Raw genomic sequence first — 25,834 nt, 5'->3', positions numbered from 1 at the left:
GGCGTGGCGCGGACCCTGTGACCGTGCGCGGCGGCGCGGTCCGCCTCGTCTACTTCGCTTCGGCCGCGCGCTTGGCGATCTTGAAGTCGCTGATGGCGATGCCGAGGTCGAAGCCTTCGCCTTTGCCCGCCAGCGCCAGCGACACCTTGCCCTTGGTCAGCACCTGCGCGGTGCCCGCCTTGGCCACGCCGGCGTCGCCGCTGACCGCCAGGTAGCTGCCCAGCACGTCCTCGATCGCGGACACGTGGGTGAACTTGCCCGTGCCATCGGTGATCTTCCATTTCCCCGCGGTCAGGCCGATGCCCTTCGCGCTGATGGTCACCGGCAGGGATGCGCCGTTGTCGCAGCTCACCGTGCCCTCGCCCTCGGCGCTCGAGTACACGGCCGACCACTGCCTGGACGTGAATGTGAGCTTGCAGCTCAGTTCCTTGTCGGCGGCTGCGCTCGGGCCCGAAGCCGCCATCAGGGCGGCGGCCGCGAGCAGTGGGGGAATGAATCGGTTCATGACGCCCTCCTGTGTGAGGCAAAAACGCCCACATCGGGCGTCTGCACACTGTCGGCGCGGGCGGCGGGGCGTTCATTGATGCCGGTCAAGCTCGCCCACTGCGCGCACCGCTGCGTTGCGGCGCGCGCATCCTTGACCGCCGTCAAGCACGCGCCCTGGCGACCGGCCGGATAGTGCTTGCCATGAAGCACACACTGCAGGACAAGGTGGCCGCGCTGCGGGACCCGGCGAACCATCGCCTGCCGGTTTCGTCCGTCGAGGCCATCGAAACCCATTTCTCCTGGGTATTCCTGGCCGGCGAGCGCGCGTACAAGATGAAGAAGCCGCTGCACCAGGGCCTGCAAGACTTCTCCACGCTCGAGCGGCGGCGCCACTACTGCCGCGAGGAACTGCGCGTGAACCGGCGCCTGGCGCCCCAGGTCTACCTGGGCCTGGTGCCGCTGGCGGCGGACGAGAACGGCCGCCTGCGCCTGGACGGGCCGGGCGAGCCGGTGGAGTGGCTGGTGGCCATGCGCCGCCTGCCGCCGGGGCCCATGCTGGACCAGCGCCTGTTGCGCGGCGAGGCCAACGAGGACGACATGCGCCGCATCGCCGGGCAGCTGGCCGGCTTCCACCGCTGGCAGCCTCGCCCGCGCCTGGACCCCAATGGCTACCGCCTGCGGCTGTGGCAGCGCCTGGCCGACTGCGAGCAACTGCTGGGCCGCCCCGAATGGCGGCTGCCGCGCACGCGCGTGGACGTGCTGCTGGGCACGCTGCGCGCCTGGCTGGCGTCCAGCACGCCGCTGATCGAGGCGCGGGCCATGGCCGGGTGCGTGCTCGAGGCCCACGGCGACCTGCGGCCGGAGCACATCTGGCTCGGCGACCCACTGGCGATCATCGACGCCCTGGAGTTCTCCAAGGCGCTGCGCACACAGGACGGCGCCGACGAGGTCGGCTTCCTGGCGCTGGAATGCGAGCGCGCCGGTGCCCCGGCCCTGGGCGAGACCTTGCTGCGCCACTACGCGCAGGCCAGCGGCGACGAACCGCCGCGCGCCCTCGTGCACTTCTACCAGGCCCTGCGGGCCTGCGAACGCGCGGGCCTGGCGATCGCGCACCTGGCCGAGGCGCGCTACCAGGGCGAGGCGCGCTGGCGCCGTCGCGCGCGGCAGTACCTGCGTCTGGCGGCGCGCCACCTGCAGGCGGCGCGCCGGCCCGCGCCAGGGCGCGGCATGCGCCCCCCTTGATCTGGCGCAAACGGCGGCGCCGCCAGGCCACTACAGTGGCCTGGCCACCGCGCGCCGGGCCCGGCCGCGCGCCGGCCCACGACAGCGAGCCAACATGTTCCATGACCGCCTAGACGCCGCCCGCCAGCTCGCTGCCGCGCTGGCCCACCACCGCGGCAGCCACCCGCTGGTGCTCGCCATCCCACGCGGCGCGGTGCCCATGGCGGCGCACCTGGCCCAGACGCTCGGTGGCGAGCTCGACATCGTGCTCGTTCGCAAGCTGCCGGCGCCCTACTCCAACGAATTCGCGGTGGGCTCGGTGGACGAATCGGGCTGGGTCTACGTGGCCCCGCACGCCAACCTGGCGGGCGCGGACGCGGACTACCTCGCGCGCGTGCGGCGCGAACAGCTCGCCGAGATCGCGCGGCGCCGCGCCGCCTACACGCCGGGGCGCGCCGCCGCATCGGCGCGCGGGCGCACGGTGATCGTGGTCGACGACGGCCTGGCCACGGGCGCGACCATGCTCGCCGCGCTGCACGCGGTGCGCCAGCGCGCGCCCGCGCACCTGGTGTGCGCCGTGCCCGTGGGCTCGCGCGAGAGCGTGGCGCTGGTGCGCCCGGCGGCCGACGAACTGGTGTGCCTGCTCACGCCCGCCGATTTCCAGGCCGTGGGCCAGTTCTACGCCCACTTTCCGCAGGTGGAGGACGCCGAGGTGGTGCGCGCGCTGCGCGCCGCGGCGGGCCCCGCGGCGCCCGGGGGAGCGGGCACGCCGCCATGATGCAGGCGCTGAGCGACCCCTCCGCAGAGGCGGCGGCCGGGCCGCCTCCCGGCCCTCCCCGGCTGCGCTGGCTGCTGCTGTGGATGCTGCTGGCCCTGCAGCTGCCCGCGCTGCTGCTGTTCGGGGTGGCGGCCTGGCTGGCGATCGATCGCGAGCAGGTGGAGACCGGGCAGCGCCTGATGACGCGGACCGTGGCCCTGTCGCACCGCGTGAACGCGCATGTCGTGCATGTGCAGGGCGCACTGCAGCGCCTGGCTCAGCAATTGCCGGCCGAGGGCCAGGACCTGCGCGACTTCCAGCGCGCCGCCACCGCCCTGGCGAGCGACCTGGAGGTCGACGCCATCGTGCTGGTGCGCGCCAATGGACAGGCGCTGCTCAGCAGTCCGCCGCCGGCGGGGGCCGAGCCGCCACGCACCGCGCCGCCCGCCTTCGCCGAGGTGGCCCGCATGGCCCGCACCGGCGTGGTCGACGTGACGAGCTGGCCCGGGCGCGACACACCGGTGGTGGGCATCGGTGTGCCGGTGATCCGCGCCAATGGCGAGGTCCTGGCCCTGCAGGCCGTGATCGAACTGTCGCGGCTGTACCCGCTGATCGAGGCCCCGCTGCTGCCAGCGCGCTGGCAGGCGGCCATCGTCGACAACAGCGGCCGCTACCTGGTGCGCGGACCAGCGGAGCCGGCACCGGCAGGCGAGCGCATCGGCCTGGCGCTGCAGGACCGCCTGGCCCGCGAGGGCTATGGCAGCTTCCGCATCGACGACGCGGACGGCGCGCCCTGGGCGGTGTCGTACTGGACCTCACCGGCCACGCACTGGACGGCGGTGGTCAGCATGCCCGCCGAGACCTTCAACGCGCCGACCCGGCAAAGCCTGCTGCTCCTGGGCGTGCCCATGGGGCTGGTGATCGCCGCCGGGCTGGCGGGCGCCTGGCTGGTGCGCCGGCGCCTGACGGCCGCACTGAACGGCATGCGCACGGCCACCGAGGCCGCCGAAACAGGCCGCCTGCGGGGCGAGCAGCGCCTGGAGGGCATGCTGCAGGCCGCGCCCATCGCCACCCTGCTGATCGACGAAACGAACCGCGTGCGCGCCTTCAACCCGGCCGCGCGCGCGCTCTTCGGCCACACGCCGGAACAGATCCTGGGCCGCGGCCTGGAACCCTTGTTCACGCCGCTGAGCTGGCGGGACTGCCAGGGGGAGATCGCGAAGGTGCTGAGCGGCACGGTGCGCGGACCCGACGGCGTCGTCTCAGGGCACTGCGTGCGGCTGGGGGGCGACGTCTTTGCGGCCGAGTTTTCGGTGGCCCTGATTCCCCGCGCCGACGGCGAGCGACTGCTCTCGGTGACGGTGCGCGACGTCACCGAGCGCGAGCAGTTCCAGGCCTCGCTGCTGGCCGCCCACCAGGAGGTGCAGGAGGTGAGCCAGCGCTTCGAGCGCATGCTGCTGCGGGAGATGGACGCCCGCCAGGATCAGATCGGGCGCGAACTGCACGACGCCGTGGGCTCCGCGGTGGCGGGCGTCTCGCTGCTGCTGGAAGCGGCGGCGGCGCGGCGCAACGACCCCGCGCTGGTGGGCGCGCTGCTGGAGAAGTCGCGCGAACAGGTGCAGCTGGTGGCCGAGCGGCTGCGCCAGCTCTCGCGCGGCATCGTGCCCGCGGGCAGCGAGGCTGGCGCGCTGCAACAGGCGCTGGAGCAGTACCTGCTCGACGCCGCCGCGCTCATGGGCATCGAATGCACGCTGCGCGCGCGCGGCGACTTCAGCGACGTCCGCGCCGAGAGCGCGGGCCACGTCTACCGCGTGGTGCAGGAAGCCGTCACCAACGCGGTTCGCCACGGCCAGGCGCGCCGCATCACCGTGCACCTGGCGCGCGCCGGCGCGCTGTGCGGCCTGACGGTGCGCGACGACGGCAAGGGCTGCGACCTGAGCCTGGTACACCCCTCGCACCCCGGCATGGGCCTGAAGTCCATGCAGGCACGCGCGCGGGCGCTGCAGGGACGGCTGGCGCTGCGCAACCGGCGCAGCGGCGGCTGCGAGGTGGTGCTCCGCTGGTCGGAACCCCCCGACGAACTTTGATCTTCATCAGGGGCGCGCGCGGCGGCTGGGCATAAGGTGCCGCCTTCCGCTCCATCGGAACGGGTTCTCCATGGACAACACCGTCATCGTCATCGACGACCACGACATCGTTCGCCTCGGCCTGGAGACGCTGATCGCCGGCAGCCCCCACCTGCGCCTGCTGGGCAGCGCGGCCAGCCTGCGCGACGGCCTGGCCCTGATCGAACGCCACCAGCCCGCGCTGGTGATCACCGACATGGGCACGAGCGACTCCAGCGGACTGGCCACCGTGCGAGCGGTGCTGGCGGCCCAGGGGCCGCGCGCCACGCTGGTGCTCAGCATGCACGACGAAATGCTCTACGGCGAGCCGGTGATGGCCCTGGGCGCCAGCGGCTACCTGATGAAGGAGCGCGCCTCCGCCGAGATCGTGCCGGCCGCGCTGGCGGCGCTCAAAGGCGAGCTGTGGATGAGCCCGCGGCTGAACGCGCGGCTGCTCAGCCGCACGCTCAAACGCCACCGCCCGGACACGACGGAAGCCACAGACGGTGAGCATTCACTGACGTTGCGAGAACGCGAGGTGCTGGACCTGGTGCACCAGGGCAAAGCCACCAAGGAGATCGCCTGCGCCCTGGGCCTGAGCGCGCGCACGGTCGACATCCACCGCGCCAACATCAAACGCAAGCTGGGCCTGCGCAGCGCCGCGGCGGTGATCGCCTCCGGCATGCGGCGCACCTGAAGGCCCCGGCGCACCAGCGGTTGGCCGCCTAGGTACAGGTACCTATCCAGGCCGGCGGCCGGCCACTGAACATGGCATGGCGCGCGCCGGCCGACGCGCATGTCCCACCGTCGGACCACTCGCCCGGCCCACCCCGACGCCCCCGCCAGGAGCCCCGCATGGAACTTCAAGCCGCTGTCCAGCCCATCCACTTCGTCGATTCGTCGCTGCCCCTGCCCGCGGCCCCGTCGCTGGCCGCCACGCCCGGCCACAGCACCTGCGACACCTGCCTGGTGCGGCACGTCTGCCTGCCCTCGTGGCTGGAGCCGGGCACGCACACCTCGCTGGAACGCGCGCCGATCGCCAGGCGCCGCCTGCGCAAGGGCCAGAGCGTGTTCCGCGACGGCGAGCGCTGCGAGTTCATCTACGCGGTGCGCTACGGCTCCTTCAAGTCGGTGGCGAGCCTGCGCGATGGGCGCGAGCAGGTCATGTCCTTCCACCTGCCCGGCGAGCTGTTCGGCTTCGACGGCCTGGCCACCGGCAAGCACCCCACCACGGTGCGCGCCATCGAGGACGCCGAGGTCTGCGTGTTGCCTTATGCGGAACTGAGCGAGGCCGCGGGCGAGAGCCGCTCGGTGCTGCACCACCTCACCAGCACGCTGAGCGCCGAGCTGGTGCGCGAGCGCCACGTGGCCGCGCTGATTGCCAGCACGCGCTCCGAGGAGCGCGTGGCGACCTTCCTGCTCAACCTGTCGGAGCGCTTGCACGCGCGCGGCTATTCCGCGAGCGCCTTCCAGCTGCGCATGACGCGCGAAGAGATCGGCAGTTACCTCGGCGCCACGCTGGAGACCGTGAGCCGCTGCCTGTCCTCGCTGGCGCGCCAGGGCTTCGTCACGGTGCGCCGCCGCCAGATCGAAATCATCGACCCCGAGGGCCTGCGCGCGAGCTACGCCGACTCGGTCTAGCCCGCGTCCACGGCCCCCGGTCGGACCGGCGGCGGCGCCGCACGCGCGCGACTTGACGCGCATCATCCTGGCGCTGGCCCGGCGTTCCAAGATGGGTCCCGTTGCCGCGCCCTGCGGCCCCCAGGACCTCACCGGAGAAGCCCATGAACATCGCCAGCCTGTGCCAACGCGCCGCCGTGGCCATCGACGCCAACGCCCCCCTCAACGAAGCCGCCCACCGCATGTTCGACGAACACGTCGGCGCCTTGCTGGTGGTCACCGGCGAGAACCCGCCCCAGGTGGTGGGCGTGGTGACCGACCGCGACATCGTGATCGACGCCCTGGCGCGCTCCAGCGCGGCGGGCGCCGACCTGCGCATCGGCCACCTCGCCAAGTCACCGCCGGTCGCGGTGCGCGGCACGGCCGACGTGCACGAAGCGGCCAGCGCCATGGAGCAGGCCGGCGTGCGCCGGCTGCTGGTGGTCGACGAGGACGGCGGCGTGGTCGGCGTGCTCTCCATCGACGACCTGTTCGCCGCCGTGGCCGAGGAACTGCGGCTGCTCGCCGGCGCGCTGCGCAAGGGCCTCGCCCACGAACACCAGGACCGCCAGACCCCGTTGCCACCCCAGGGACAGCGGCCGGTGTACCCCTACTTCGGCACGGCGGCCACGCACTGAGGCCAGGGCAACATGGACAGCATTCTCGTCGTCCACTACTCGTACACCGGCGTATCGCGCCGCGCGGCGCAGCTGCTCGCCTCGCACCACGGCTGGCCATTGGGCCAGGTGGATGACCTGCACCGGCGCGCCGGCGCCAGCGGCAGCTGGCGCTGCGTACTGGACTCCCTGCTGAGCCGGCGGCCGCGCATCCGCTACGCGGGGCCCCGACCCGAGGACTTCCGCACCGTGGTGCTGGTGGCACCCATCTGGATGTACCGCCTGGCGGGGCCGATGCGCAGCTTTCTGCACGAACACCGCCTGCGCCGCGTGGCCGTGGTCGTGACCATGGGCTCGGCCGGCGCCTCCAACGCCTTCGCCGAGGTCCAGCGGCTCACCGGCAAGCCACCGGTGGCGACGCTGGCGCTGACCACGCGCGAGGTGGAAACGGGCAGCGGCACCACGCGCCTGCTCGACATGGGCGAGCGGCTGCGCCCCGGACACACGACCGCTCGCCTGAGCGCGGCGATGGGCTGAAGCGGCCATGCTGAACGACAAGACCGCCCTGGTGACCGGCGCCGCCTCGGGCATCGGCCGCGCCATCGCCCTGGCCTACGCGCGCGAAGGCGCGCGCGTGGTGGTGTCCGACACCGACGCCGACGGCGGGCAGGCCACGGTGGCGCAGGTGCGCGAGCGCGGCGGCCAGGCCCTCTTCGTCGCCGCCGACGTCGCCAAGCCCCGCGACCACGAGCGACTGGTGCAGCGCTGCCTCAAGCAATTCGGCCGCCTCGACATCGCCTGCAACAACGCGGGCATCGGCGGGGAACTGGCGCCCACCGCCGACTACCCGCTGGAGGCCTGGGACCGCGTGATCGCCATCAACCTCTCGGGCGTATTCCATGGCCTGCGCGCCCAGATCCCGGCCATGCTCAAGGGCGGCGGTGGCGCCATCGTCAACATCGCCTCCATCCTGGGCGCGGTGGGCTTCGCCAACGCGCCCGCCTACACCGCGGCCAAGCACGGCGTGGTGGGGCTCACGCAGGCGGCCGCGCTGGAGTACGGCGCGCAGGGCATACGGCTCAACGCGGTCGGCCCGGGCTTCATCCACACGCCCATGATCGCGCGCCTGGAAGACGACCCCGCCTCGGTCGCGCAGCTCGTGGCGCTGCACCCCATGGGGCGCCTGGGCCGGCCCGAGGAGGTGGCCGAGCTGGTGCTCTGGCTCAGCGGCCCCGCGGCGTCCTTCGTCACGGGCGCCTACTACCCCGTGGACGGCGGCTACCTCGCGCGCTGAGCGCGCGCGAGCGGGCGGCAGGACCATGCGCGCACCGTAGGCCGGGCGCGGCGGCGGGGGCTTGACGGGTGTCAAGGGACATCACGGGGCGGGCGCGGCCCGCACCGTTGCGGAAACAGAAACGCTGCGTTGCCCCGGGGGTGGTTTTTCCAATTAAGGGAAAACCCTAGAGTACACCCATGCCAAACAGAAAACGGCATTGACAGACAAACACCACCAACAACCAACCCTCTTCAAGGAATTGCCATGAAAACCGCTCAAAACCTCGCCCTCTCCATCGCCCTCGCCCTGGGCGCCGGTGCCGCCTTCGCCGAAGGCCCCATCGAAGGCAACGAAGTCTTCAACTTCCAATCCACCCTGAGCCGCGCCGAAGTGCAGGCCCAGGCCGTGCAAGCCAACCAGGCCGGCCTGGTCGCCCGCGGCGAGATCGTCCCCGTGCAGGAAACCCTGGCCGACAGCGGACTGAGCCGTGCGCAGGTTCGCGCCGAAGCCATCGAAGCCCGCCGCCTGGGCCTGATCGCCAGCGGCGAGATCCTGCCGGTGGCCACGCCCGCCCAGGTCGAGCAGATCCGCACCGCCGGCCTGCGCGCCGCGACCGGCGACAAGCTGGTGCAATCGGGCCAGCCCGCCGTGACCGCGAACTGAGCGGCCAGCGCCTCCACGACAACGGCCCTGCGGGGCCGTTTTCTTTTGCGCCCGCGTGGTCCCGCAGAATCCGATCTGCGATACTGGACTTAATTAACTCATTAGAGAATTAAAGCGCGTGAACAAGCCCTCCCCAGCGGCCCCCGAAGAGCGCCTGCGCGACGCCGACCGATCGCAGGCCACCATCCTCAAGGCCGCGCGCGACGAGTTCTCCGAACACGGGCTGGGCGGCGCGCGCATGGACCGCATCGCCGAGCGCGCGGGCCTGAACAAGCGGCTCATCTACTACTACTTCGAGGACAAGGAACGCCTGTTCCAGGCGGTGCTGGAACAGACCTACCACCACATCCGCGAGGAAGAGCACAAGCTCAACCTGCTGCACCTCAAGCCCGAAACCGCGCTGCGCCGCCTGGTGGAGTTCACCTGGCACTACTACCTTGAGCACCCCGAGTTCCTCACCCTGCTCAACAGCGCCAACCTGCACAAGGCGCGGCACCTGGCGCAGTCCGAGCGGGCCCGCGAACTGAACTCGCCGCTGGTGCTCATGCTGCAGGACATCATCGAGCGCGGCCAGGCCGACGGCAGCTTTCGCGGCGGCATCGACCCGGTGCAGCTCTACGTGTCGATCGCCGGGCTGGCGTACTTCTACCTGTCGAACAACCACACGCTGTCGGCCATCTTCGGGCGCGACCTGATGGCCCCCAAGGCCCTCAACGAACGGCTCTCGCACATGTGCGACGTGATCCTAGGGTATGTCCTGAGAGGCTGAGCCGGCGGGCGCCTTGACGGCGAGGGGAGCGGTTCCTAGCATTAACCGTTCGGTGAATTAACCCCCCTCCAGGAGACATCGCATGACCACCGCCCGGCCGCTGCGCCAGTTGCTCGTCGCCTCTCTGCTCGCCGCCGCCGCCGGCGGCGCCTTCGCCCAATGGAAGCCCGACCGCCCGATCACGCTGATCGTGCCCTGGGCACCCGGTGGCTCCACCGACCAGGTCACGCGCGTGACCGCGGCCGAACTGGAAAAGCACCTGGGCCAGAAGATCGTCATCCTCAACCAGCCGGGCGCCTCGGGCTCGGTGGGCACCAAGAACGCGCTGGCCGCGCCGGCCGACGGCTACACCTGGACGGCCGGTGGCGCCAAGGACCTGGGCACCTACAAGGTGCTGGGCATGCTGGACACCTCCATCAGCGACTGGAACCTGTACCTCAACGTGGCGCACATCGCGGTGGTCGGCGTCAACGCGGACACGCCATACAAGACCATGGACGACCTGCTCAAGGCCATGAAGGCCAACCCCGGCACGGTCTCGGTGGCCACGGCGGGCGTGAACTCCAGCGGCCACTCGGCGATCGAGGCGCTGTCGCGCGCGGCCGGCGTCACCTACAAGCACGTCACCTACGACGGCGGCGCGCCGGCGGCAGTGGCCGCCGCCTCGGGTGAGACGCAGGTGACCACGCAGCTCGCCGCCGAGCAGACCGACATGATCCGCGCCAAAAAAATCCGCCCGCTCGCGGTGGTGGGCGACAAGTCGATCGAGATCGAGGGCTTCGGCACCATCCCGCCGCTGTCGCAGTTCGTCCCGGGTTTCAAGGACCCGATCAACTACTTCGGCGTCTTCGTGCCCAAGGCCGCGCCGCCCGAGGTGGCGCAGACGCTCAACCGCCTCTGGGCCACCGAGATGAGCAAAAGCGAGGCGCTGAGGAAGTACGCGCAGTCGCGCGGCGCCATGTTCGCGCCGATGGCGGGCGAGGAAGCGCAGAAGGCCGTGTTCCCCGCGGTCCAGGCCTACGCCTGGACGCAGCAGGCCGCCGGCAAGGCCAAGGTGTCGCCCGACACCGTGGGCATTCCCAAGCCCTGACGCACCGCGGGGTCCCACATGACCGAGGGTGGAACCGCCGCCCGCTCCGATCTGCGGGGCGGGGCGGGCTGGGTGGGCTTTGGCCTGCTGATCCTGATCGGCTCCTGGCGCATGGAGCGCTTCGAGTCCATGGGCGCGCAGCTCTACGCCATGCCGGGCTTCGTCCCGGCCCTGCTGGGCGGCGCGCTGGTGCTGCTGGGCGCGGTGCTGATGCTGCGCGGCTGGATGCGCCGGCGCCACGCCGCCCGCGCGGGCGCTGCCCCTGAGGCCGACCCCGGCCCGGCGCCGCTGATCAACCGCCGCATCGCCGCCACGCTGGCGCTGACGCTGGCCTACGCGGCGGTGCTGATCGGGCGCCTGCCGTTCTGGCTGGCCACGGCGGCCTTCGTCGCGGCCTTCGTGGCGCTGTACGCGCCGCCCGAACAGCGCCCCGCGCGCCGCCTGGCGGTGGCGCTGCTGGCCGGCGCGCTCACCTCGGCCGTGGTCACCTGGGTGTTCCAGTCCATCTTCCTGGTTCGCCTTCCCTGAGCCCCCCGCACCATGTTCGACGGTCTGCTCCTGTTCGGCCAATCCATCGCCAACTTCTCCTCGCCCTCGACGGTCGGCCTGGCCCTGCTGGCCTCGCTGGTGGGCGTGGTGATGGGCGCCCTGCCCGGCCTCACGGCCACCATGGCGCTGGCGCTCATGACCACGCTCACGCTCAAGCTGCCGCCCTCGCAGGCGCTGCTGATCCTGATCTGCACCTACGTGGGCTCCATCTACGGCGGCTCGCGTTCGGCCATCCTGCTCAACATCCCGGGCACGCCGGCCTCGGCCGCGTCCTGCCTGGACGGCTACACCCTGGCCCGCCAGGGCCTGGCCGGCCGCGCCATGGGCATCGCCACCACCGGCTCGGTGATGGGCACGCTGATCGGCATGTTCTTCCTCGCCACGCTCACGCCGGTGCTGGGCGGACTGGCGCTGAAGTTCGGCGCCTACGAATTCTTCTGGCTCGCGCTGTTCGGCGTCATCATCGCCGGCACGCTCACCGGCGACGACCCGCTCAAGGGCTGGATCGCCGGCATCGCCGGCCTGTTCGTGGCCACCATCGGGCAAGAGCCGCAGTACGGCTACGAGCGCTTCGCCTGGGGCCTGCGCGACCTGGCCGGCGGCATCCAGCTGGTGCCCGCCCTGGTCGGCGCCTTCGGCTTCGCCGAGCTGCTCACCAGCATGCGCGCGCGCCAGGCGCCGGTGACCATCAGCGCCTTCGACACCGTCATCCCCAAGCTGCGCGACGTCTTCCAGTACTGGCGCACCATCCTGCGCTCGGGCCTCATCGGCACCGGCGTGGGCATCGTGCCGGGCGTGGGCGAGGACGTGGCGGCCTGGTCGTCCTACGCCGCCGCCAAGCGCGCCAGCCGGGAAAAAGAGAAGTTCGGCAAGGGCTCGGTGGAAGGCCTCATGGCCGCGGAGACCGGCGACAACGCCTGCGTGCCGGGCGCGATGATCCCGGTGCTCACGCTGGCCATTCCGGGCTCGGCGCCGGCGGCCGTGCTGATGGCCGCGATGATCATCCACGGCGTCAAGCCGGGACCGATGATCATGGTGGAGAGCCCGCAGTTCGTGTACGACGTGGTGGCCATGATGCTGTTCGCCACCATCGGCATCCTGATCTACGGCCTGGTGCTCACCAAGGCCCTGGTGCAGGTGCTGCGCGTGCCCCAGCACCTGATCGTGCCCATCATCTTCGTGCTCTGCGCGGTCGGCAGCTTCGCCATCGCGGGCCGGCTGTTCGACATCTACGTGATGCTGGCCTTCGGCCTGATCGGCTTCGCCCTGCGCCACCATGGCTACCCCATGGCGCCGCTGGTGCTGGGCATCGTGCTGGGCGACCTGCTGGAGAAGAACCTGCGCCGCGCGCTGATCCTCTCCGACGGCGACCTCACGCCCTTTTTCACCCGGCCCATCGCCGCCGCCGTGGCGGCGCTGATCTTCGCCACCATCGCCTGGCGGGTGTGGTCCTTGGTCCGCCCCTCCCGCGCGGGGCGCGCGCCGGCATGAAGCTCTCGCTGTGCAACGAGGTGCTGCTCCCGCTGCCGCTGGCCGCGCAATGCGAGGCCGCCGCGCGCTGGGGCTACGCGGCGCTGGAACTCGCGCCCTTCACCCTGGCCGACGACCCCTCCACGCTGCGCGCCGCCGATGCGCGCCGCTGGCGCGACACGGCGCAACAACAGGGCCTGGCCATCAGCAGCCTGCACTGGCTGCTGGTGCGGCCCGAGGGTCTGTCGCTGGTGAGCGATGACGCCGCGCAGCGCCGGCGCACGCTGGACCTGCTGCGCCAGCTGATCGACCTGGCCGCCGCCTGCGGCGCGCGCGTGCTGGTGCACGGCTCGCCGCGCCAGCGCTCGCCCGGCCCCGGGCAGAGCGTGGCCGACGCGCTCGCGCGCTTCGAGGCCGCGCTGGCCGAGCTCGCGCCGCACGCCGCCGCGGCCGGTGTCACCTACTGCGTGGAGCCCCTGGGCCGCTTCGAGACACCGGTGATCAATACCGTGGCGGAGGCCGCCGACCTGGTCGACCGCGTCGGCTCGCCCGCGCTGCGCACCATGCTCGACGTGAGCGCGGCCTCGCACAGCGAGAGCGAGCCTGTGCACGAGGTGCTGCGCCGCTTCCTGGCCAGCGGGCACATCGCGCACGTGCAGCTCAATGACCACAACCGGCGCGGCCCCGGCCAGGGCGACACCGACCAGCGCCCCGTGCTGCAGGCGCTCAAGGACAGCGGCTACGCCGGCTGGGTGGCGGTGGAACCCTTCGACTACATGCCCGACGGCCCAGGCTGCGCCGAGGCCAGCGCGCGCCACGTGCACGAACTTTGGAGCCAACTGACATGAACGGCGTGAACCTGCGCCTGCACACCATCGAGCTGTACGAGCGCCACGTCACGCTGCGCCTGCCCTTTCGCTTCGGCGCGGCCACCGTCACGCAATGCCCGCAGGCCTTCGTGCGCGTGCACGCCGAGGCCCAGGGCCGCCGCGTGGAGGGCGCCGGCGCCGAGCTGATGGTGCCCAAGTGGTTCGACAAGTCGCCCGCGCTCACGCACGAACAGAACTTCGAGCAGCTGCGCGAGTCGCTGCGCAACGCGCGCGAGGCGCTGCTGGCCCAGCGCGATCCACTCACGCCCTTCGCGCACTCGCAGTCGGGTGGCGAATCGGCCATCGCCGTGTCGGTGGCGCGCGGCCTGCCGCGCCTGGCCGCGCAGTTCGGCGCCGCGCTGCTGGACAAGGCCGTGGCCGACGCGGCCCTGCGCGCGGCCGGCCTCTCGTGGGTGGACGGCCTGCGCGCCGGCGCGCTGGGCGATCCCTGGAGCGCGGGCCTCACGATCGCCCACCCCGACGCGGTGGTGCTGCGCCACACCGTGGGCCTGGCCGACCGCCTCAACGACGACGACCCCGGCAGCGACCCCGGCGATGGGCTGCCCGCCACATTGGAAGCCGCCATCCGCCGCCAGGGCCTGCACCACTTCAAGCTCAAGCTCAGCGGACGCGTCGAGGCCGACGTGGACCGCCTCTCGCGCATCGCCGCCGTGCTGCGCGCGCACGCGCCCGAGCACCGCGTCACGCTGGACGGCAACGAAACCTTCGCCGACGCCGCCAGCCTGGGCGCCTACTGGCAGGCGCTGCGCGCCACGCCCGCGCTGGCCGAACTGCTGCGGCGCACCCTGCTGCTGGAGCAGCCGCTGGCGCGCGCCGTGGCGCTGCGAGAACCCATCGCGCCGCTAGGCATCGACGTCCCCGTGATCCTCGACGAGTCCGACGACCACGCCCACGCGCTCGACGAGGGCCTGGCCCTGGGCTACCGCGGCATTTCGAGCAAGGCCTGCAAAGGCATCTACCGCTCGCTGCGCAACGCGCGGCGCATCGCGCAGGACCCGCGCCTGCTGCTGTCGGGCGAGGACCTCACCTGCCAGGCCGGCCTGGCGGTGCAGCAGGACACGCTGCTCGCCGCCAGCCTGGGTGTGCGCCACATCGAACGCAACGGCCACCACTACGTGGACGGCTTCGGCAGCGCGCCCGCCGAGGAGGCCCAGGCTTTCGCCAGCGCCCACGCGGGCTTCTACGACAACGGCGGCGGCCGGCCGCGCCTGGCCGTGCGCGAGGGCCGGCTGGACCTGCGCTCGCTGCACACACCGGGCTTCGCCAGCGCGGCGGCGCCGCTGTGGCACAGCCTGAAGGCCATCGACTGACTTTCCCCATCCCCCAAGGAGACCCATGAAATCCCTCTTCGCCGCGGCCCTGGCCGTGTCCTCCCTGGCCCTGGGCCTGCCCGCCGCCGCGCAGGGCGGCTACCCGAACAAGGCGATCCGCGTGATCGTGCCGTTCGCGGCCGGCAGCACCACGGACATCATCGCCCGCGCCATCACCGACAAGATGAGCCAGAGCATGGGCCAGCCGGTGATCGTGGACAACCGCGGCGGCGCCAGCGGCACCATCGGCCAGGCCGCGGTGGCCACGGCCGCGCCCGATGGCTACACCATCATGATCCACTCGTCCTCGCACACGGTGAGCCCCTCCACCTTCGCGAAACTCTCCTTCGACACCGCGAACGACTTCGCCGGGGTCACACCGATCTCCTCCACACCCAACGTGCTGGTGATCGCGCCCAGCAAGAACCTCAAGACCCTGCCCCAGCTCGTGGCCCACGCCAAGGCCCACCCCGGCAAGATGAACTTCGCCTCGGCCGGCCAGGGCAGCGCCACGCACCTGAACGCTGAGAAGTTCAAGATGGCCGCGCAGATCGACGCGGTGAACATCCCGTTCAAAGGCTCGGCCGAGGCCGTGACCGAGGTCATCGCGGGCCGCGTGGACTACTACTTCTCGCCCATCGCGCCCGTCATCGGCCAGATCAAGGACGGCCAGTTGCTCGCCCTGGCCGTGGGCTCGCCGCGCCGCGCCAGCGCCCTGCCCGAGGTGCCCACCACCGCCGAGGCCGGCGTGCCCGGCTCCGAGTTCAACTTCTGGATCGGGATGATGGCGCCGGCCAAGACGCCGCGCGACATCGTCAACCGCCTGCACGACGAGGTGGTGAAGGCCCTGGCCACGCCCGAGGTGAAGGAGCGCTTCCTCAAGCTCGGCGCCGACGCCTGGACGCTCAAGCCCGAGCAGTTCGACGCTTACATCAAGGACGAGATCAAGGCCAACGCGGCCCTGGTCAAGGCCGCCGGCCTGCAGGTCGGCAACTGAATCCCCCGCACGACGACAGCACCAGCAAGGACCTTCACATGGCAGTCAAGACACTCGGCCTCATCATGCACGGCGTGACCGGGCGCATGGGCATGAACCAACACCTCATCCGCTCGATCTGCGCCATCCGCGCCCAGGGCGGCGTCGTCCTGAGCAACGGCGAGCGCGTGATGCCCGACCCCATCCTCATCGGCCGCAACGCCGAGAAGATCGAGGCCCTGGCCAAGGCGCACGGCATCGCGCGCTGGGGCACCGACCTCGACGCCGCACTGGCCAACCCGGCCGACACGGTGTTCTTCGACGCCGGCACCACCCAGATGCGCCCCACGCTGCTGGCCAAGGCCATCCGTGCGGGCAAGCACGTCTACTGCGAGAAACCCATCGCCACCAACCTGAACGAGGCGGTGGAGATCGCGCGCCTGGCGCAGGAGGCCAGCCAGAAGCGGGGCCTCAAGCACGGCGCCGTGCAGGACAAGCTCTTCCTGCCCGGCCTGCGCAAGCTCGACATGCTGCGCCGCGCCGGCTTCTTCGGCCGCATGCTCAGCGTGCGCCTGGAGTTCGGCTACTGGGTGTTCGAGGGCGACCTGCAGCCCATCCAGCGCCCGAGCTGGAACTACCGCAAGGAAGACGGCGGCGGCATGATCCTCGACATGATGTGCCACTGGCGCTACGTGCTGGACAACCTGTTCGGCGAGGTGAAGGCGGTGTCCTGCATCGGCACCACGCACATCCCCCAGCGCTGGGACGAGGCCGGCCAGCCCTACGAGTGCACCGCCGACGACGCGGCCTACGCCACCGCCGAACTCACCGGCCACAACGGCGAGCCCGTGATCGCGCAGCTCAACATGAGCTGGGCCACGCGCGTCAACCGCGACGACCTGGTGACCTTCCACGTCGATGGCACCCACGGGTCCGCCGTCGCCACGCTGACCGGCTGCAAGGCGCAGAGCCGCGTGAACACGCCGCGCCCGGTGTGGAACCCGGACGTCAAGCAGACCATGAACTTCGCCGAGCAGTGGCAGGACGTGCCCGACACCCAGGTCTACGACAACGGCTTCAAGATCCAGTGGGAGCACTTCATCCGCCACGTGGTGGAGGACGCGCCCTACCAATGGACCCTGCCCGAAGGCGCCAAGGGCGTGCAACTGGTGGAGGCCGCGCTGGCGAGCTGGAGCGAGCGCCGCTGGATCGACGTGCCGGCACTGAAGGTCTGACATGGCGATCTCCCTGCCACTGCCCACCGCCTCGGGTGCGATCGAGGCCTACACCCTGCGCGGCAGCGCGCCGGTGAAGCCCGCGCCGGGCCTGACATTCAACCGCATCGCCTACTCGGCCGCGCACGTGGTGGCCGACCCACGCGCGGCCATCGACCCCTGGCTGCAATGCGCCATCGACTGGGACGCCACCATCGCCTACCGCCAGCGCCTGTGGTCGCTGGGCCTGGGCGTGGCCGAGGCCATGGACACCGCGCAGCGCGGTATGGGCCTGGACTGGCCAACCTCGCTGGAGCTCATCCGCCGCTCGCTCGACGCCGCCAAGGACCACCCCGGCGCGCTGGTGGCCTCGGGCTGCGGCACCGACCACCTGGTGCTGGAGAACGTGAAGACGGTCGACGAGGTCATCGCCGGCTACGAGGAGCAGATGGCCGCGATCGAGAAACTCGGCGGCCGCCTCATCGTGATGGCCAGCCGCGCGCTGGCGCGCGTGGCCAAGGGACCGGCCGACTACGAGCGCGTCTACGGCCGCGTGCTGAGCCAGGCGCGCCAGCCCGTGGTGCTGCACTGGCTGGGCGACATGTTCGACCCCGCGCTCAGCGGCTACTGGGGCACCAGGGACCTGGACGCCGCGATGGACACGGCGCTCGGCATCATCGCCGCGCACGCCGGCAAGGTGGATGGCATCAAGATCTCGCTGCTCGACAAGGACAAGGAGATCGCCATGCGCCGCCGCCTGCCGGCCGGCGTGCGCATGTACACGGGCGACGACTTCAACTACGCCGAACTCATTGCGGGCGACGGCTGGGGCAGCGAGGCCACCCACGGCAAGAGCGACGCGCTGCTGGGCATCTTCGACGCCATCGCGCCCGCCGCCAGCGCCGCGCTGGGCGAGCTGGCGCGGGGCAACACCCGCCAGTTCCACGACATCCTCGGCCCCACGGTGCCGCTGTCGCGCCACATCTTCGCGGCGCCCACGCGCTTCTACAAAACGGGCGTGGTCTTCATGGCCTGGCTCAACGGCCACCAGAGCCACTTCAGCATGGTGGGCGGCCAGCAGAGCACGCGCTCGCTGCCGCACCTGGCCGAGCTGTTCCGCCTGGCCGACGCGGCCAACCTGCTCGAACAGCCCGAGCTGGCGGCGCGGCGCATGAAGACGCTGCTGGCCTTGCACGGGATCGAGTGATGCGCGACTTCTCCACCGACCACCGCTGGCTGTCCATCAACACCGCGACGGTGCGCAAGAGCCAGGGCCAGGACCTGCCGCTGCCGCAGATCCTGGACGCCGTGGCGCGCCACGGCATCCCCGCCATCTCGCCGTGGCGCGACCAGGTCGCGGCCGCCGGCCTGAAGGCCGTCTCCGCGCAGGTGAAGGCCCTGGGCCTGAAGCTCTCGGGCTATTGCCGGGGCGGCATGTTCCCCGCCGTGGACCCGGCCGGCCTGGCCGCCGCACGCGACGACAACCGGCGCGCCGTGGACGAGGCCTGCGAGCTCGGCGCGCCCTGCCTGGTGCTGGTGGTGGGCGCACTGCCCGGCGCCCTGGCGGGCAAAGCCGCGCACAAGGACATCGCGCGCTCGCGCCAGCAGGTGAGCGAGGGCATCGCCGAGCTGCTTCACTACGCCAAGGGCCAGGGCATGCCGCTGGCCATCGAGCCCCTGCACCCCATGTACGCGGCCGACCGCGCCTGCATCAACACCCTGGAGCAGGCCCTGGACGTGTGCGACACGCTCGACCCCGGGCGCAGCGGTGCGCTCGGCGTGGCGGTGGACGTGTACCACGTGTGGTGGGACCCCAAGCTGCAGGCGCAGATCGAACGCGCGGGCCGCGAGCGCCTGCTGGCTTTCCATGTGTGCGACTGGCTCACGCCCACCACCGACCTGTTGAACGACCGCGGGATGATGGGCGACGGCGTGATCGACATCTCGCGCATCCGCGGCTGGGTGGAGGACCAGGGCTTCGGTGGCTTCAGCGAGGTGGAAATTTTCTCCACCGGCCACTGGTGGCAGCGCGGGCACGACGAGGTGCTGCAAACCTGCATCGCCCGGCACCGCAGCGTGGTCTGAGTCACAGGCGCGGTGTGACCTGGGTCACTTCCCGCCGGCTGGCGCCTGCCCGACACTGGCCGGATCGCCGCCCGCGCGGCCCCGCCCCGCACGAAGGACCCCCATGCCGCCCGCCCCGTTCACGCGTTTGTCCCTGTATGGCCTGCTGGCCCTCGCCCCCGTGGTCGCCGGCGCGCAAAGCGTGCGCAAGCTGAGCGACGGTGAACTGAGTTGCGCGCAGATCTACGCGGAGAGCCAGGCACTGGAGCAAGCCGGCGAGGCGCAGCGGGCCGATGCCCAGCAGGCGCAGCAGGCGATGGCGGACATCCAGCAGCAGATGATGCAGCAGGCCAGCGGCGCGCGCGGCGGCATGGGCTCGGCCATCGGCGGCGGGCTGCTCGGTCTGATCCCGGGCGGCGCGCAGGTGCAGGGCTATGCCATGCAAGCCGCGGCCGAGGCGCGCCGGGCGGACATGCAGGACAGCGTCGACAAGATGATGCAGGCCACCACGCGGCAGATGAACGCGGAGCAGGCCCTGGAGCGCACGCAGGCGCGCAGCGAACACCTGGCCGACCTGTTCCTGAAGAAGGACTGCAAGCTGTCCCAGGTGAAGGCCGGCACCGACCGGCCTCAGTGACGGCGGATCAGCGGCACTGTCCGTCCCAGGTGCTCTTCATGTTGGCGATCACGTCGGGACGCACGCCCAGCCAGGTCTCGGCCTTCATGCCCGTGGCCTTGGCCTCGCACTGAAGCCGCGCCGGCGCGGGGGGCGTGGCCGGCATCAGGCGGATCAGGCCGGAGAGGGCGCCGCAGTACTGTTGGAGGTTCTTCGCCTGCAAGGCCTTGTCGCGCTGGGCGCGCAAGGTGTCGTACTCGGCGCACTGCGGGTCGGGCGCGGCCAGGGCGGTGGTGGCAAAAAGGGACAGGACGAGACCGAGCAGCGAAGGGGACATGGGAGCGGGCCCGAGCGGGGGCGTTGTGTGGACGGCCGCGAGTATCCCGGGCGCCGGTTCCCGGCGTAAGTGACCCCGGTCACATCGCCGGCGGGGCCACCGCAGCGCCCGCCAGCGCGTCCATCAGCTGCTGCGCCCGCACGGGCTTGTGCAGGTAGGGCACGCCGCTGGCCTTGATGTCGGCGATGCGCTGGGGCGCGGTCTCGCCGGTGACCAGCAGGGTGCGCAGGTGCGGCGACGCGCGGCGCAGTGCGAGCAGGTGCTCGAGGCCATTGCCATCGCCCGGCAGGCGGAAGTCGGACACCACGGCCTCGATCGGGTGCCGATCCAGCAGCTGCCGCGCCTGCCCCAGGTCGCCGGCGGGGTACACGGTGCAACCGCAGGACGAGAGCAGCAAGGCCAGGGCCTCGCGGCCGACCGGCTCGTCGTCGATGACCAGCACATGGCGCGGCAGCGGCTGTTCGGCCGGCGCCCGCCCGGTGTCCGCCGCCCGGGGAGCGTCGAGCGCGGCGGCCCGCCGCACCCAGACCCGACAGCGCGTGCCCCGCTGCGGCGCGGACACCAGCGCGATGGGGTGCTCCAGCAGGCCGGACAGCCGCTTGACGATGGACAGGCCGATGCCCAGGCCATGGGCGCGGTCGCGCTGCGGGTTGGCGAGTTGGTAGAACTCGTCGAACACCCGCTGCTGGTGTTCGGCGGCGATGCCGATCCCGGTGTCGATCACCTCGAAGCAGACCCAGCCCTCGCGGGCCGCCGGCGCCCCCGAGCGCGCCGCGACCAGCACGCCGCCGCGTCGCGTGTACTTGATGGCGTTGTCGATCAGGTTGCCGAGCAGGCGGGTGAGCAGCTGCGCGTCGCTCACGACGGCCAGGTCCCCCGGCGCGCGGAAGCGGATCTGCAGGTCGCGCGCCTGGGCGCTGCCCGAGAACGTGTGGCTCAGCGCGAGGAACAGATCGTGCACCCGCAGGGGCTCCAGCCGGGGCTGCACCGCCCCCGCGTCCAGCCGCGAGATGTCCAGCATGGTGTCGAGTGACTGGTTCAACACGCGCACCGAGTGGCCCAGCCGCGCGACCGTTCGCGCGCTGTCGGCGTCGAGCCGGGCGCGCTCGAGCACCGAGGTGAACAGCGAGATGGCGTGCAGGGGCTGGCGCAGGTCGTGGCTGGCGGAGGCAAGGAAGCGGCTCTTTTCCCGGTTGGCGTGTTCGACCAGCTCCACCTGTTGCGCCAGGCGGCGCGCGAGGTCTTCCTTCTCGAAGCGAACCGTGAGCGACTGCGCCAGCAGATCGGCCTGCTGGAATGTCCACTTGAGCGTCATCGCCAGAAAGAGCGCCATGCAAAAGGCCAGCACCCAGCCGACCAGGCCACCGTGCCAGAGGCAGGCGGTGACCATGCCAGCGGCGGCCGGGACGCTGAACGCGGCGATGGTCTGGCGGTGCGTGGAGACGATGGCCGAGCCCAGCGAGATCGCGCCGATGATGAACAGGGAGATCAGCAGCAGGCCGTCGACGCTTCGGTGCGCGCTCAGCAGCCAGGGCGCGCACCCCCACATGGCGCCCAGCAGAAAGATGTCGCGCACGCGGCCCCGCAGCACCGCCGACAGCTCGTGGTCCTGCAGCGGGCCCCGGGCCTGCAGCCGCCGCCGCCGCAGGTAGGTGAGCAGCACGGCGGCATAGAACAGACCGAGCCAGACCAGCGGAAGGCTGGAGGCCCACTTCAGGTGGAAAACGATCGCCAGCGGCGTCGCGAAGGGAATGGGCGAGAGGATGCGCACCGGCCCGGTTTTTTCCAGCAGAAGCTCGAGCTGGATGCGCTGCACCGCCAGCGGCGCGGCGAGCGCGGGGGGGAGCTGCCATGGCCAGGCGGTCATGGCGGGCCTCAGGAAAAACGGCCGATCAGCTCGGCCCGGGAACGCACGTTGAACGAGAGAAAGATCGCCGACACGCAGTTCTTCACCGAGCCCAGCGCCAGCCCGGTCTCGGCCGCGATCGCCCGGTTGTCCAGGCCGCTCAGCAGCAGCTCCAGCACCTGGATCTGGCGGTTGTTCAAGGGCACCGACGGCAGCCCCGCGCCACGCGCTGCGCCCGGCCCAGCCGCGCCCGGCGCCGCGGCGCGTTCGATCGTGTCGAGCAAGCCGCTCAGGTCGCCGGTGTCGCCCGTCTTGCAGAAGTACCCCAGGGCGCCGTGGGCCAGCGCCTCCTCGCGCACGCGGGCGTCGTGCGTGCCCGACACGATGGCCACCCCCAGCCGCGGGTAGAGCCGGCCCAGCAGCTTGAGCCCGGACAGGCCGCGCGCATCGCCCAGGTTCAAGTCGAGCAGGAGCAGGAACACCTCGTCGGAGCGGCGCTCCAGGAACGACAGGGCCTGCGCCAGGCTGTGCGCCTCCTCGACAGGGAAGCGATCGGCGAAGCGCTGGACGATGACCTGGCGCAGGCCCACGCGCACCAGCTCATGGTCGTCCACCACCAGTAGGGTTCTCGGTTGCTGCTGCTCGGACATCGCGGGATCGGCCTTTCCTCTGTCGCTCGCCTGCCATGGGCCAAGCCTATCAGCGCCCCAGGTGCGGGTGCTTGGCGAACAGTTCCGCCGCCCATTCCACGAAGGCCCGCACCTTGGCGCTGAGGTGCCGGTTGGGCGGGTACACCACGTACACCGGGATCGTTTCGCAGGCCCATTCCTCCAGCACCTGCACCAGCTCACCGCGCTCGATCAGCGGCATGGCGACGAAGCCCCCGGTCTGCCCGATGCCCAGGCCGGCCAGCAGCGCGGCCGTCATGGCGTTGCTCTCGTTGACCGAGAGCCGGTAGCGGCCCGAAATCTCCAGCTTCTGGCCGTCCTTGTGGAATTCGTTCGGGTACATCCGCCCCGTGCGCGTGGAGAAGTAGTTGATCACCGTGTGATCGGTCTGCAGCTGCTCGGGGTGCGTGGGCGTGCCGTGCGCCTTCAGGTAGGCCGGCGAGGCCACCGTCACCAGCGGCAGGTTGGCGATGCGCCGCGCCACCAGCGACTGCTCCAGCAGTTCGCCGCCGCGGATCACGCAGTCCACGTTGTCGGTGATCAGGTCCACCGGGCGGTCGGTCACGCCCATGTCGAGCTGGATGTCGGGGTAGCGGCGATAGAAGTCGGCCAGCGCGGGAATGAGGATGAGCTGCGCCACCGAGGTCCCCACGTCCACGCGCAAGCGCCCGCTGGGCTTGGCCTGGGCATTGGTCATGCTGGCCTCGACGTCGTCGAGGTCGTTGAGCAGGCGCGAGGTCCGCTCGTAATAGGCCGCGCCGTCGGGCGTCACCGTCACGCGCCGCGTGGTGCGGTTGAGCAGCTTGACCTTCAGGCGCGACTCCAGGTGCTGCACCAGCTTGGTCACCGTGCCCTTGGGCAGGTCCAGCGATTCCGCGGCCTTGGTGAAGGTGCCCGCCTCCACCACGCGCGCGAACACGCGTATCGATTGCAACTGGTCCATTCCCCGGCTCCTGTTTGTGCTGTGCGGCGATTGTGGGGGCCGGATTGTTCATGCACCGGAAACAGAGCGGTGGCGCCATCCCGCTTTTTCCGCACGGCCGCTGTGCCTATAGTCGCGGCCATGGATTCCACTGCCTCCACCTTCGCCGCCGCGGCGGCGCAGACGCTGTCGGTGCCGGGCCAGCCGCCGCTCACGCTGCGCGTGCTGGGCCGCAAGCCGCGCGGCGGCGCGCGGCCGCTGGTGCTGCACTTCCACGGCGGCGCGTTCGTCTCGGGCGACCTGGACAGCGGCGCCTGCCTGGCGGAACTGTTGGCCGGCGCGGGCGCGGTGGTGGCCTCGCTGGCCTACCCGCTGGCGCCCGCGCACCGCTTTCCCGAAGCGCTGGAGGCCGGCTACGCCGCGCTGGAGTGGCTGCACAAGCAGCGCCCGCGCCTGGCCGGCAAGGACGCTCCCCTGTTCGTGGCCGGCGAAGAGGCCGGCGGCAACCTCGCGGCCGCCACCGCGCTGATGGCGCGCGACCGCGCCCACCCGCCGCTGGCCGGGCAGATCCTGGTGGCGCCCATGCTGGACCCGTGCAACGCCACCGCCTCGCTGCGCGAGACGCTGGGCGATTGCGTGGAATGCAAATGGGCCGAAGGCTGGCAACAGTACCTGCGAGGTCCCATGGACGCCGAGCACCCCTACGCCGTGCCCGGTCTGGCACAGCGCCTGGCGGGTCTGCCTCCCGCGCTGGTGCTCACGGGCGCCGACGACCCCATGCGCGACGAGGCCCTGGCCTACGCCGAGCGCCTGCGCGGCGCCGGCATCGCCGTGCGGGCCCATGTGCTCGGCATCGACACGGGCTGGCCCGACTCGCTGGCCGAGCCACTGACGGCGGAATGTCCCTGCACCCACGAGGCGCGGGAACACCTGCGCGCCTTCTTCCAGGCCGCCACGCCGCCACCACCGTCCTGACGGGCGCCCGCGCCCCTCTCCCCCCGTTCTCCCGACGCCATCCCCGGCCACACGCCGGGGATGGCCTTGCTCACCCTCAAAAAGGATCAGACCATGCCCCGCCCGTCCACCCAACCTTCGTCCCTGGGTCGCATCTGGCTGCCCATCGCCGCGCTGGCCGCCATCTCAGCGGCCGCGTTCGCGATCGCGCAACAGGCCATGACCGCGCAGGCCAGCGCGCCCGCCGATGCGGCACCGCCGCCCCTGCCGGTGTCGGTCGCCACCGTCGCCGAAAGCGACGCCACCCTCTGGGACGAGTTCTCCGGCCGCCTGGAAGCGGTGGAGCGCGTGGAGATCCGCTCGCGCGTGGCGGGCGCCGTGCTGGCCACGCACTTCCGAGAGGGCGCGCTGGTGGCCAAGGGCGCGCTGCTGGTCTCCATCGACCCCGCCCCCTACGAGGCCGAGGTGGCGCGGGCCGAGGCGCAGGCCAGCGCCGCGCAGGCCCGCCTGAGCCACGCCAGCGGCGAGTTCGCGCGCTCGCAGCGGCTCTGGCAGGACAAGGCCATCGCCCAGCGCGAGCTCGACGACCGCCAGAACGCGCTGCGCGAAGCCGAGGCCAACCTGCAGGCCGCGCGCGCCCAGGTACAGGCCGCCCGCCTCAACCTGGGCTACACCCAGGTGCGCGCGCCGGTGGCCGGGCGCATCGGCAAGGTCGACGTGACCGCGGGCAACCTCGTCGCGGCCGGACCGGGCGCGCCGGTGCTCACCACGCTGGTGTCGGTCAGCCCGATCTACGCCAGCTTCGACGCCGACGAACAGACCGTGGCGCGCGCGCTGCAGGGCCTGAACCGGGGTGGCGCCAGTGCCCACCGGTCGCTCGAACGCATCCCCGTTCGGATGGGCACGGCCGGCGACGCCGACACGCCCTTCACCGGCCGGCTGCAACTCATCGACAACCAGGTCGATCCGCGCAGCGGAACGGTGCGCGTGCGCGCCGTCTTCGACAACGCCGACGGCACGCTCATGCCGGGCCAGTTCGCGCGCATCCGCATGGCGCAGCCGCGCAGCGCGCACCAGCTGCTGGTGAGCGAACGCGCCATCGGCACCGACCAGGACAAGAAGTTCGTGTTGGTGGTGGGCGATGACAACAAGGCCGAGTACCGCGAGGTGGCGTTGGGCGCGCCGGTGGATGGCCTGCGCAGCGTGCTCGGCGGCCTGAAGGCGGGCGAGCGCATCGTCGTCAACGGCCTGCAGCGCGTGCGGCCCGGCGCGCTGGTGCAGCCTCAGCCCGTTCCCATGAACCAGGCGCGCGCCACCCGCGACGCGCAGCAACTCGCGGCCAAGCAGCCCTGAGGCGCCCCGCAGAAACGGCTCC

Annotated in this window: 27 protein-coding genes; 22 read left to right on the top strand and 5 right to left on the bottom strand. The window is 71.8% G+C overall.

Annotated features, from left to right (window positions below):
* Positions 1–49: 49 nt before the first annotated feature.
* Entirely contained in the window at positions 50–505 is a 456-nt protein-coding gene (locus tag SOM08_RS03285; RefSeq protein WP_116958753.1) for a hypothetical protein, read from the bottom strand.
* A gap of 182 nt (positions 506–687) precedes the next feature.
* Here SOM08_RS03285 and SOM08_RS03280 point away from each other — a divergent pair, with 182 nt between their 5' ends.
* The 20 genes from SOM08_RS03280 to SOM08_RS03185 all read left to right on the top strand — a co-directional run bounded on the left by SOM08_RS03280 (position 688) and on the right by SOM08_RS03185 (position 19,753).
* Positions 688–1,728, top strand: a complete 1,041-nt coding sequence (locus SOM08_RS03280; protein WP_116958752.1) for a hypothetical protein — start codon at positions 688–690, stop codon at positions 1,726–1,728.
* A 94-nt stretch (positions 1,729–1,822) separates the two neighbouring features.
* Positions 1,823–2,485: a phosphoribosyltransferase gene (locus SOM08_RS03275; RefSeq protein WP_322470045.1), complete on the top strand. Its 663-nt coding sequence runs from the start codon at positions 1,823–1,825 to the stop codon at positions 2,483–2,485.
* Positions 2,482–4,551 carry a PAS domain S-box protein gene (locus tag SOM08_RS03270; RefSeq protein ID WP_322470044.1) on the top strand — a complete coding sequence of 690 codons (2,070 nt, stop codon included), beginning with the start codon at positions 2,482–2,484 and terminating at the stop codon, positions 4,549–4,551. The genes SOM08_RS03275 and SOM08_RS03270 overlap by 4 nt, the downstream gene beginning before the upstream one ends.
* Positions 4,552–4,621: 70 nt before the next feature.
* Positions 4,622–5,266, top strand: a complete 645-nt coding sequence (locus SOM08_RS03265; protein ID WP_322470043.1) for a response regulator transcription factor — start codon at positions 4,622–4,624, stop codon at positions 5,264–5,266.
* Positions 5,267–5,424: 158 nt separating this feature from the next.
* Positions 5,425–6,210, top strand: a complete 786-nt coding sequence (locus SOM08_RS03260; protein WP_181936465.1) for a helix-turn-helix domain-containing protein — start codon at positions 5,425–5,427, stop codon at positions 6,208–6,210.
* Positions 6,211–6,353: 143 nt separating this feature from the next.
* A complete protein-coding gene (locus tag SOM08_RS03255; RefSeq protein WP_116958747.1) occupies positions 6,354–6,866 on the top strand; it encodes a CBS domain-containing protein in 513 nt (170 codons plus the stop codon).
* 12 nt (positions 6,867–6,878) lie between these two features.
* A complete protein-coding gene (locus SOM08_RS03250; RefSeq protein WP_116958746.1) occupies positions 6,879–7,382 on the top strand; it encodes a flavodoxin family protein in 504 nt (167 codons plus the stop codon).
* A 7-nt stretch (positions 7,383–7,389) separates the two neighbouring features.
* Positions 7,390–8,139, top strand: coding sequence for an SDR family NAD(P)-dependent oxidoreductase (locus tag SOM08_RS03245; RefSeq protein ID WP_116958745.1), 750 nt, complete (start codon positions 7,390–7,392; stop codon positions 8,137–8,139).
* A gap of 246 nt (positions 8,140–8,385) precedes the next feature.
* Complete coding sequence (locus SOM08_RS03240; RefSeq protein ID WP_116958744.1) at positions 8,386–8,784, top strand: DUF4148 domain-containing protein; 399 nt, start codon at positions 8,386–8,388, stop codon at positions 8,782–8,784.
* A gap of 118 nt (positions 8,785–8,902) precedes the next feature.
* On the top strand, positions 8,903–9,553 hold the full coding sequence (locus SOM08_RS03235) for a TetR/AcrR family transcriptional regulator (RefSeq protein ID WP_116958743.1): 651 nt from the start codon (positions 8,903–8,905) through the stop codon (positions 9,551–9,553).
* 82 nt (positions 9,554–9,635) lie between these two features.
* A complete protein-coding gene (locus tag SOM08_RS03230; protein ID WP_116958742.1) occupies positions 9,636–10,643 on the top strand; it encodes a Bug family tripartite tricarboxylate transporter substrate binding protein in 1,008 nt (335 codons plus the stop codon).
* A gap of 18 nt (positions 10,644–10,661) precedes the next feature.
* The gene (locus SOM08_RS03225; protein WP_116958741.1) at positions 10,662–11,171 is read left to right on the top strand and encodes a tripartite tricarboxylate transporter TctB family protein; all 510 of its coding nucleotides are present in this window, start codon (positions 10,662–10,664) and stop codon (positions 11,169–11,171) included.
* Positions 11,172–11,183: 12 nt separating this feature from the next.
* Positions 11,184–12,683: a tripartite tricarboxylate transporter permease gene (locus SOM08_RS03220; RefSeq protein WP_322470042.1), complete on the top strand. Its 1,500-nt coding sequence runs from the start codon at positions 11,184–11,186 to the stop codon at positions 12,681–12,683.
* Entirely contained in the window at positions 12,680–13,510 is an 831-nt protein-coding gene (locus SOM08_RS03215; RefSeq protein WP_322470041.1) for a sugar phosphate isomerase/epimerase family protein, read from the top strand. Before SOM08_RS03220 ends, SOM08_RS03215 begins: the two co-directional genes overlap by 4 nt.
* Entirely contained in the window at positions 13,507–14,862 is a 1,356-nt protein-coding gene (locus SOM08_RS03210; RefSeq protein WP_322470040.1) for an enolase C-terminal domain-like protein, read from the top strand. Before SOM08_RS03215 ends, SOM08_RS03210 begins: the two co-directional genes overlap by 4 nt.
* A gap of 25 nt (positions 14,863–14,887) precedes the next feature.
* Positions 14,888–15,859: a tripartite tricarboxylate transporter substrate binding protein gene (locus tag SOM08_RS03205; RefSeq protein ID WP_116958738.1), complete on the top strand. Its 972-nt coding sequence runs from the start codon at positions 14,888–14,890 to the stop codon at positions 15,857–15,859.
* A 38-nt stretch (positions 15,860–15,897) separates the two neighbouring features.
* Entirely contained in the window at positions 15,898–17,073 is a 1,176-nt protein-coding gene (locus SOM08_RS03200) for a Gfo/Idh/MocA family protein (RefSeq protein WP_116958737.1), read from the top strand.
* 1 nt (position 17,074) lies between these two features.
* Positions 17,075–18,259 carry a dihydrodipicolinate synthase family protein gene (locus SOM08_RS03195; protein ID WP_322470039.1) on the top strand — a complete coding sequence of 395 codons (1,185 nt, stop codon included), beginning with the start codon at positions 17,075–17,077 and terminating at the stop codon, positions 18,257–18,259.
* The gene (locus SOM08_RS03190) at positions 18,259–19,137 is read left to right on the top strand and encodes a sugar phosphate isomerase/epimerase family protein (protein WP_322470038.1); all 879 of its coding nucleotides are present in this window, start codon (positions 18,259–18,261) and stop codon (positions 19,135–19,137) included. The genes SOM08_RS03195 and SOM08_RS03190 overlap by 1 nt, the downstream gene beginning before the upstream one ends.
* Before the next feature lie 103 nt (positions 19,138–19,240).
* The gene (locus SOM08_RS03185) at positions 19,241–19,753 is read left to right on the top strand and encodes a hypothetical protein (RefSeq protein ID WP_116958734.1); all 513 of its coding nucleotides are present in this window, start codon (positions 19,241–19,243) and stop codon (positions 19,751–19,753) included.
* 7 nt (positions 19,754–19,760) lie between these two features.
* On the opposite strand, the gene SOM08_RS03180 is transcribed toward SOM08_RS03185, so the two are convergent.
* The 4 genes from SOM08_RS03180 to SOM08_RS03165 all read right to left on the bottom strand — a co-directional run bounded on the left by SOM08_RS03180 (position 19,761) and on the right by SOM08_RS03165 (position 23,526).
* Entirely contained in the window at positions 19,761–20,069 is a 309-nt protein-coding gene (locus SOM08_RS03180) for a hypothetical protein (protein WP_322470037.1), read from the bottom strand.
* Positions 20,070–20,148: 79 nt separating this feature from the next.
* Positions 20,149–21,936: a hybrid sensor histidine kinase/response regulator gene (locus SOM08_RS03175; protein WP_322470036.1), complete on the bottom strand. Its 1,788-nt coding sequence runs from the start codon at positions 21,934–21,936 to the stop codon at positions 20,149–20,151.
* A gap of 8 nt (positions 21,937–21,944) precedes the next feature.
* Positions 21,945–22,565 (bottom strand): response regulator transcription factor, encoded by a 621-nt coding sequence (locus SOM08_RS03170; RefSeq protein ID WP_322470035.1) that lies wholly within the window; start codon positions 22,563–22,565, stop codon positions 21,945–21,947.
* A 49-nt stretch (positions 22,566–22,614) separates the two neighbouring features.
* Positions 22,615–23,526, bottom strand: a complete 912-nt coding sequence (locus SOM08_RS03165; RefSeq protein ID WP_322470034.1) for a LysR family transcriptional regulator — start codon at positions 23,524–23,526, stop codon at positions 22,615–22,617.
* A gap of 120 nt (positions 23,527–23,646) precedes the next feature.
* Between SOM08_RS03165 and SOM08_RS03160 the strand changes: the two genes are divergently transcribed.
* Positions 23,647–24,480 carry an alpha/beta hydrolase gene (locus tag SOM08_RS03160; RefSeq protein WP_116958729.1) on the top strand — a complete coding sequence of 278 codons (834 nt, stop codon included), beginning with the start codon at positions 23,647–23,649 and terminating at the stop codon, positions 24,478–24,480.
* A 93-nt stretch (positions 24,481–24,573) separates the two neighbouring features.
* A complete protein-coding gene (locus SOM08_RS03155) occupies positions 24,574–25,812 on the top strand; it encodes an efflux RND transporter periplasmic adaptor subunit (RefSeq protein WP_322470033.1) in 1,239 nt (412 codons plus the stop codon).
* The last annotated feature ends 22 nt before the right edge of the window (positions 25,813–25,834 follow it).

Origin of the sequence: Hydrogenophaga sp. SNF1 (assembly GCF_034421675.1) — a bacterium.
Classification (GTDB): domain Bacteria; phylum Pseudomonadota; class Gammaproteobacteria; order Burkholderiales; family Burkholderiaceae_C; genus Hydrogenophaga; species Hydrogenophaga borbori.
This window is presented reverse-complemented; position numbering and strand designations above follow the sequence as displayed.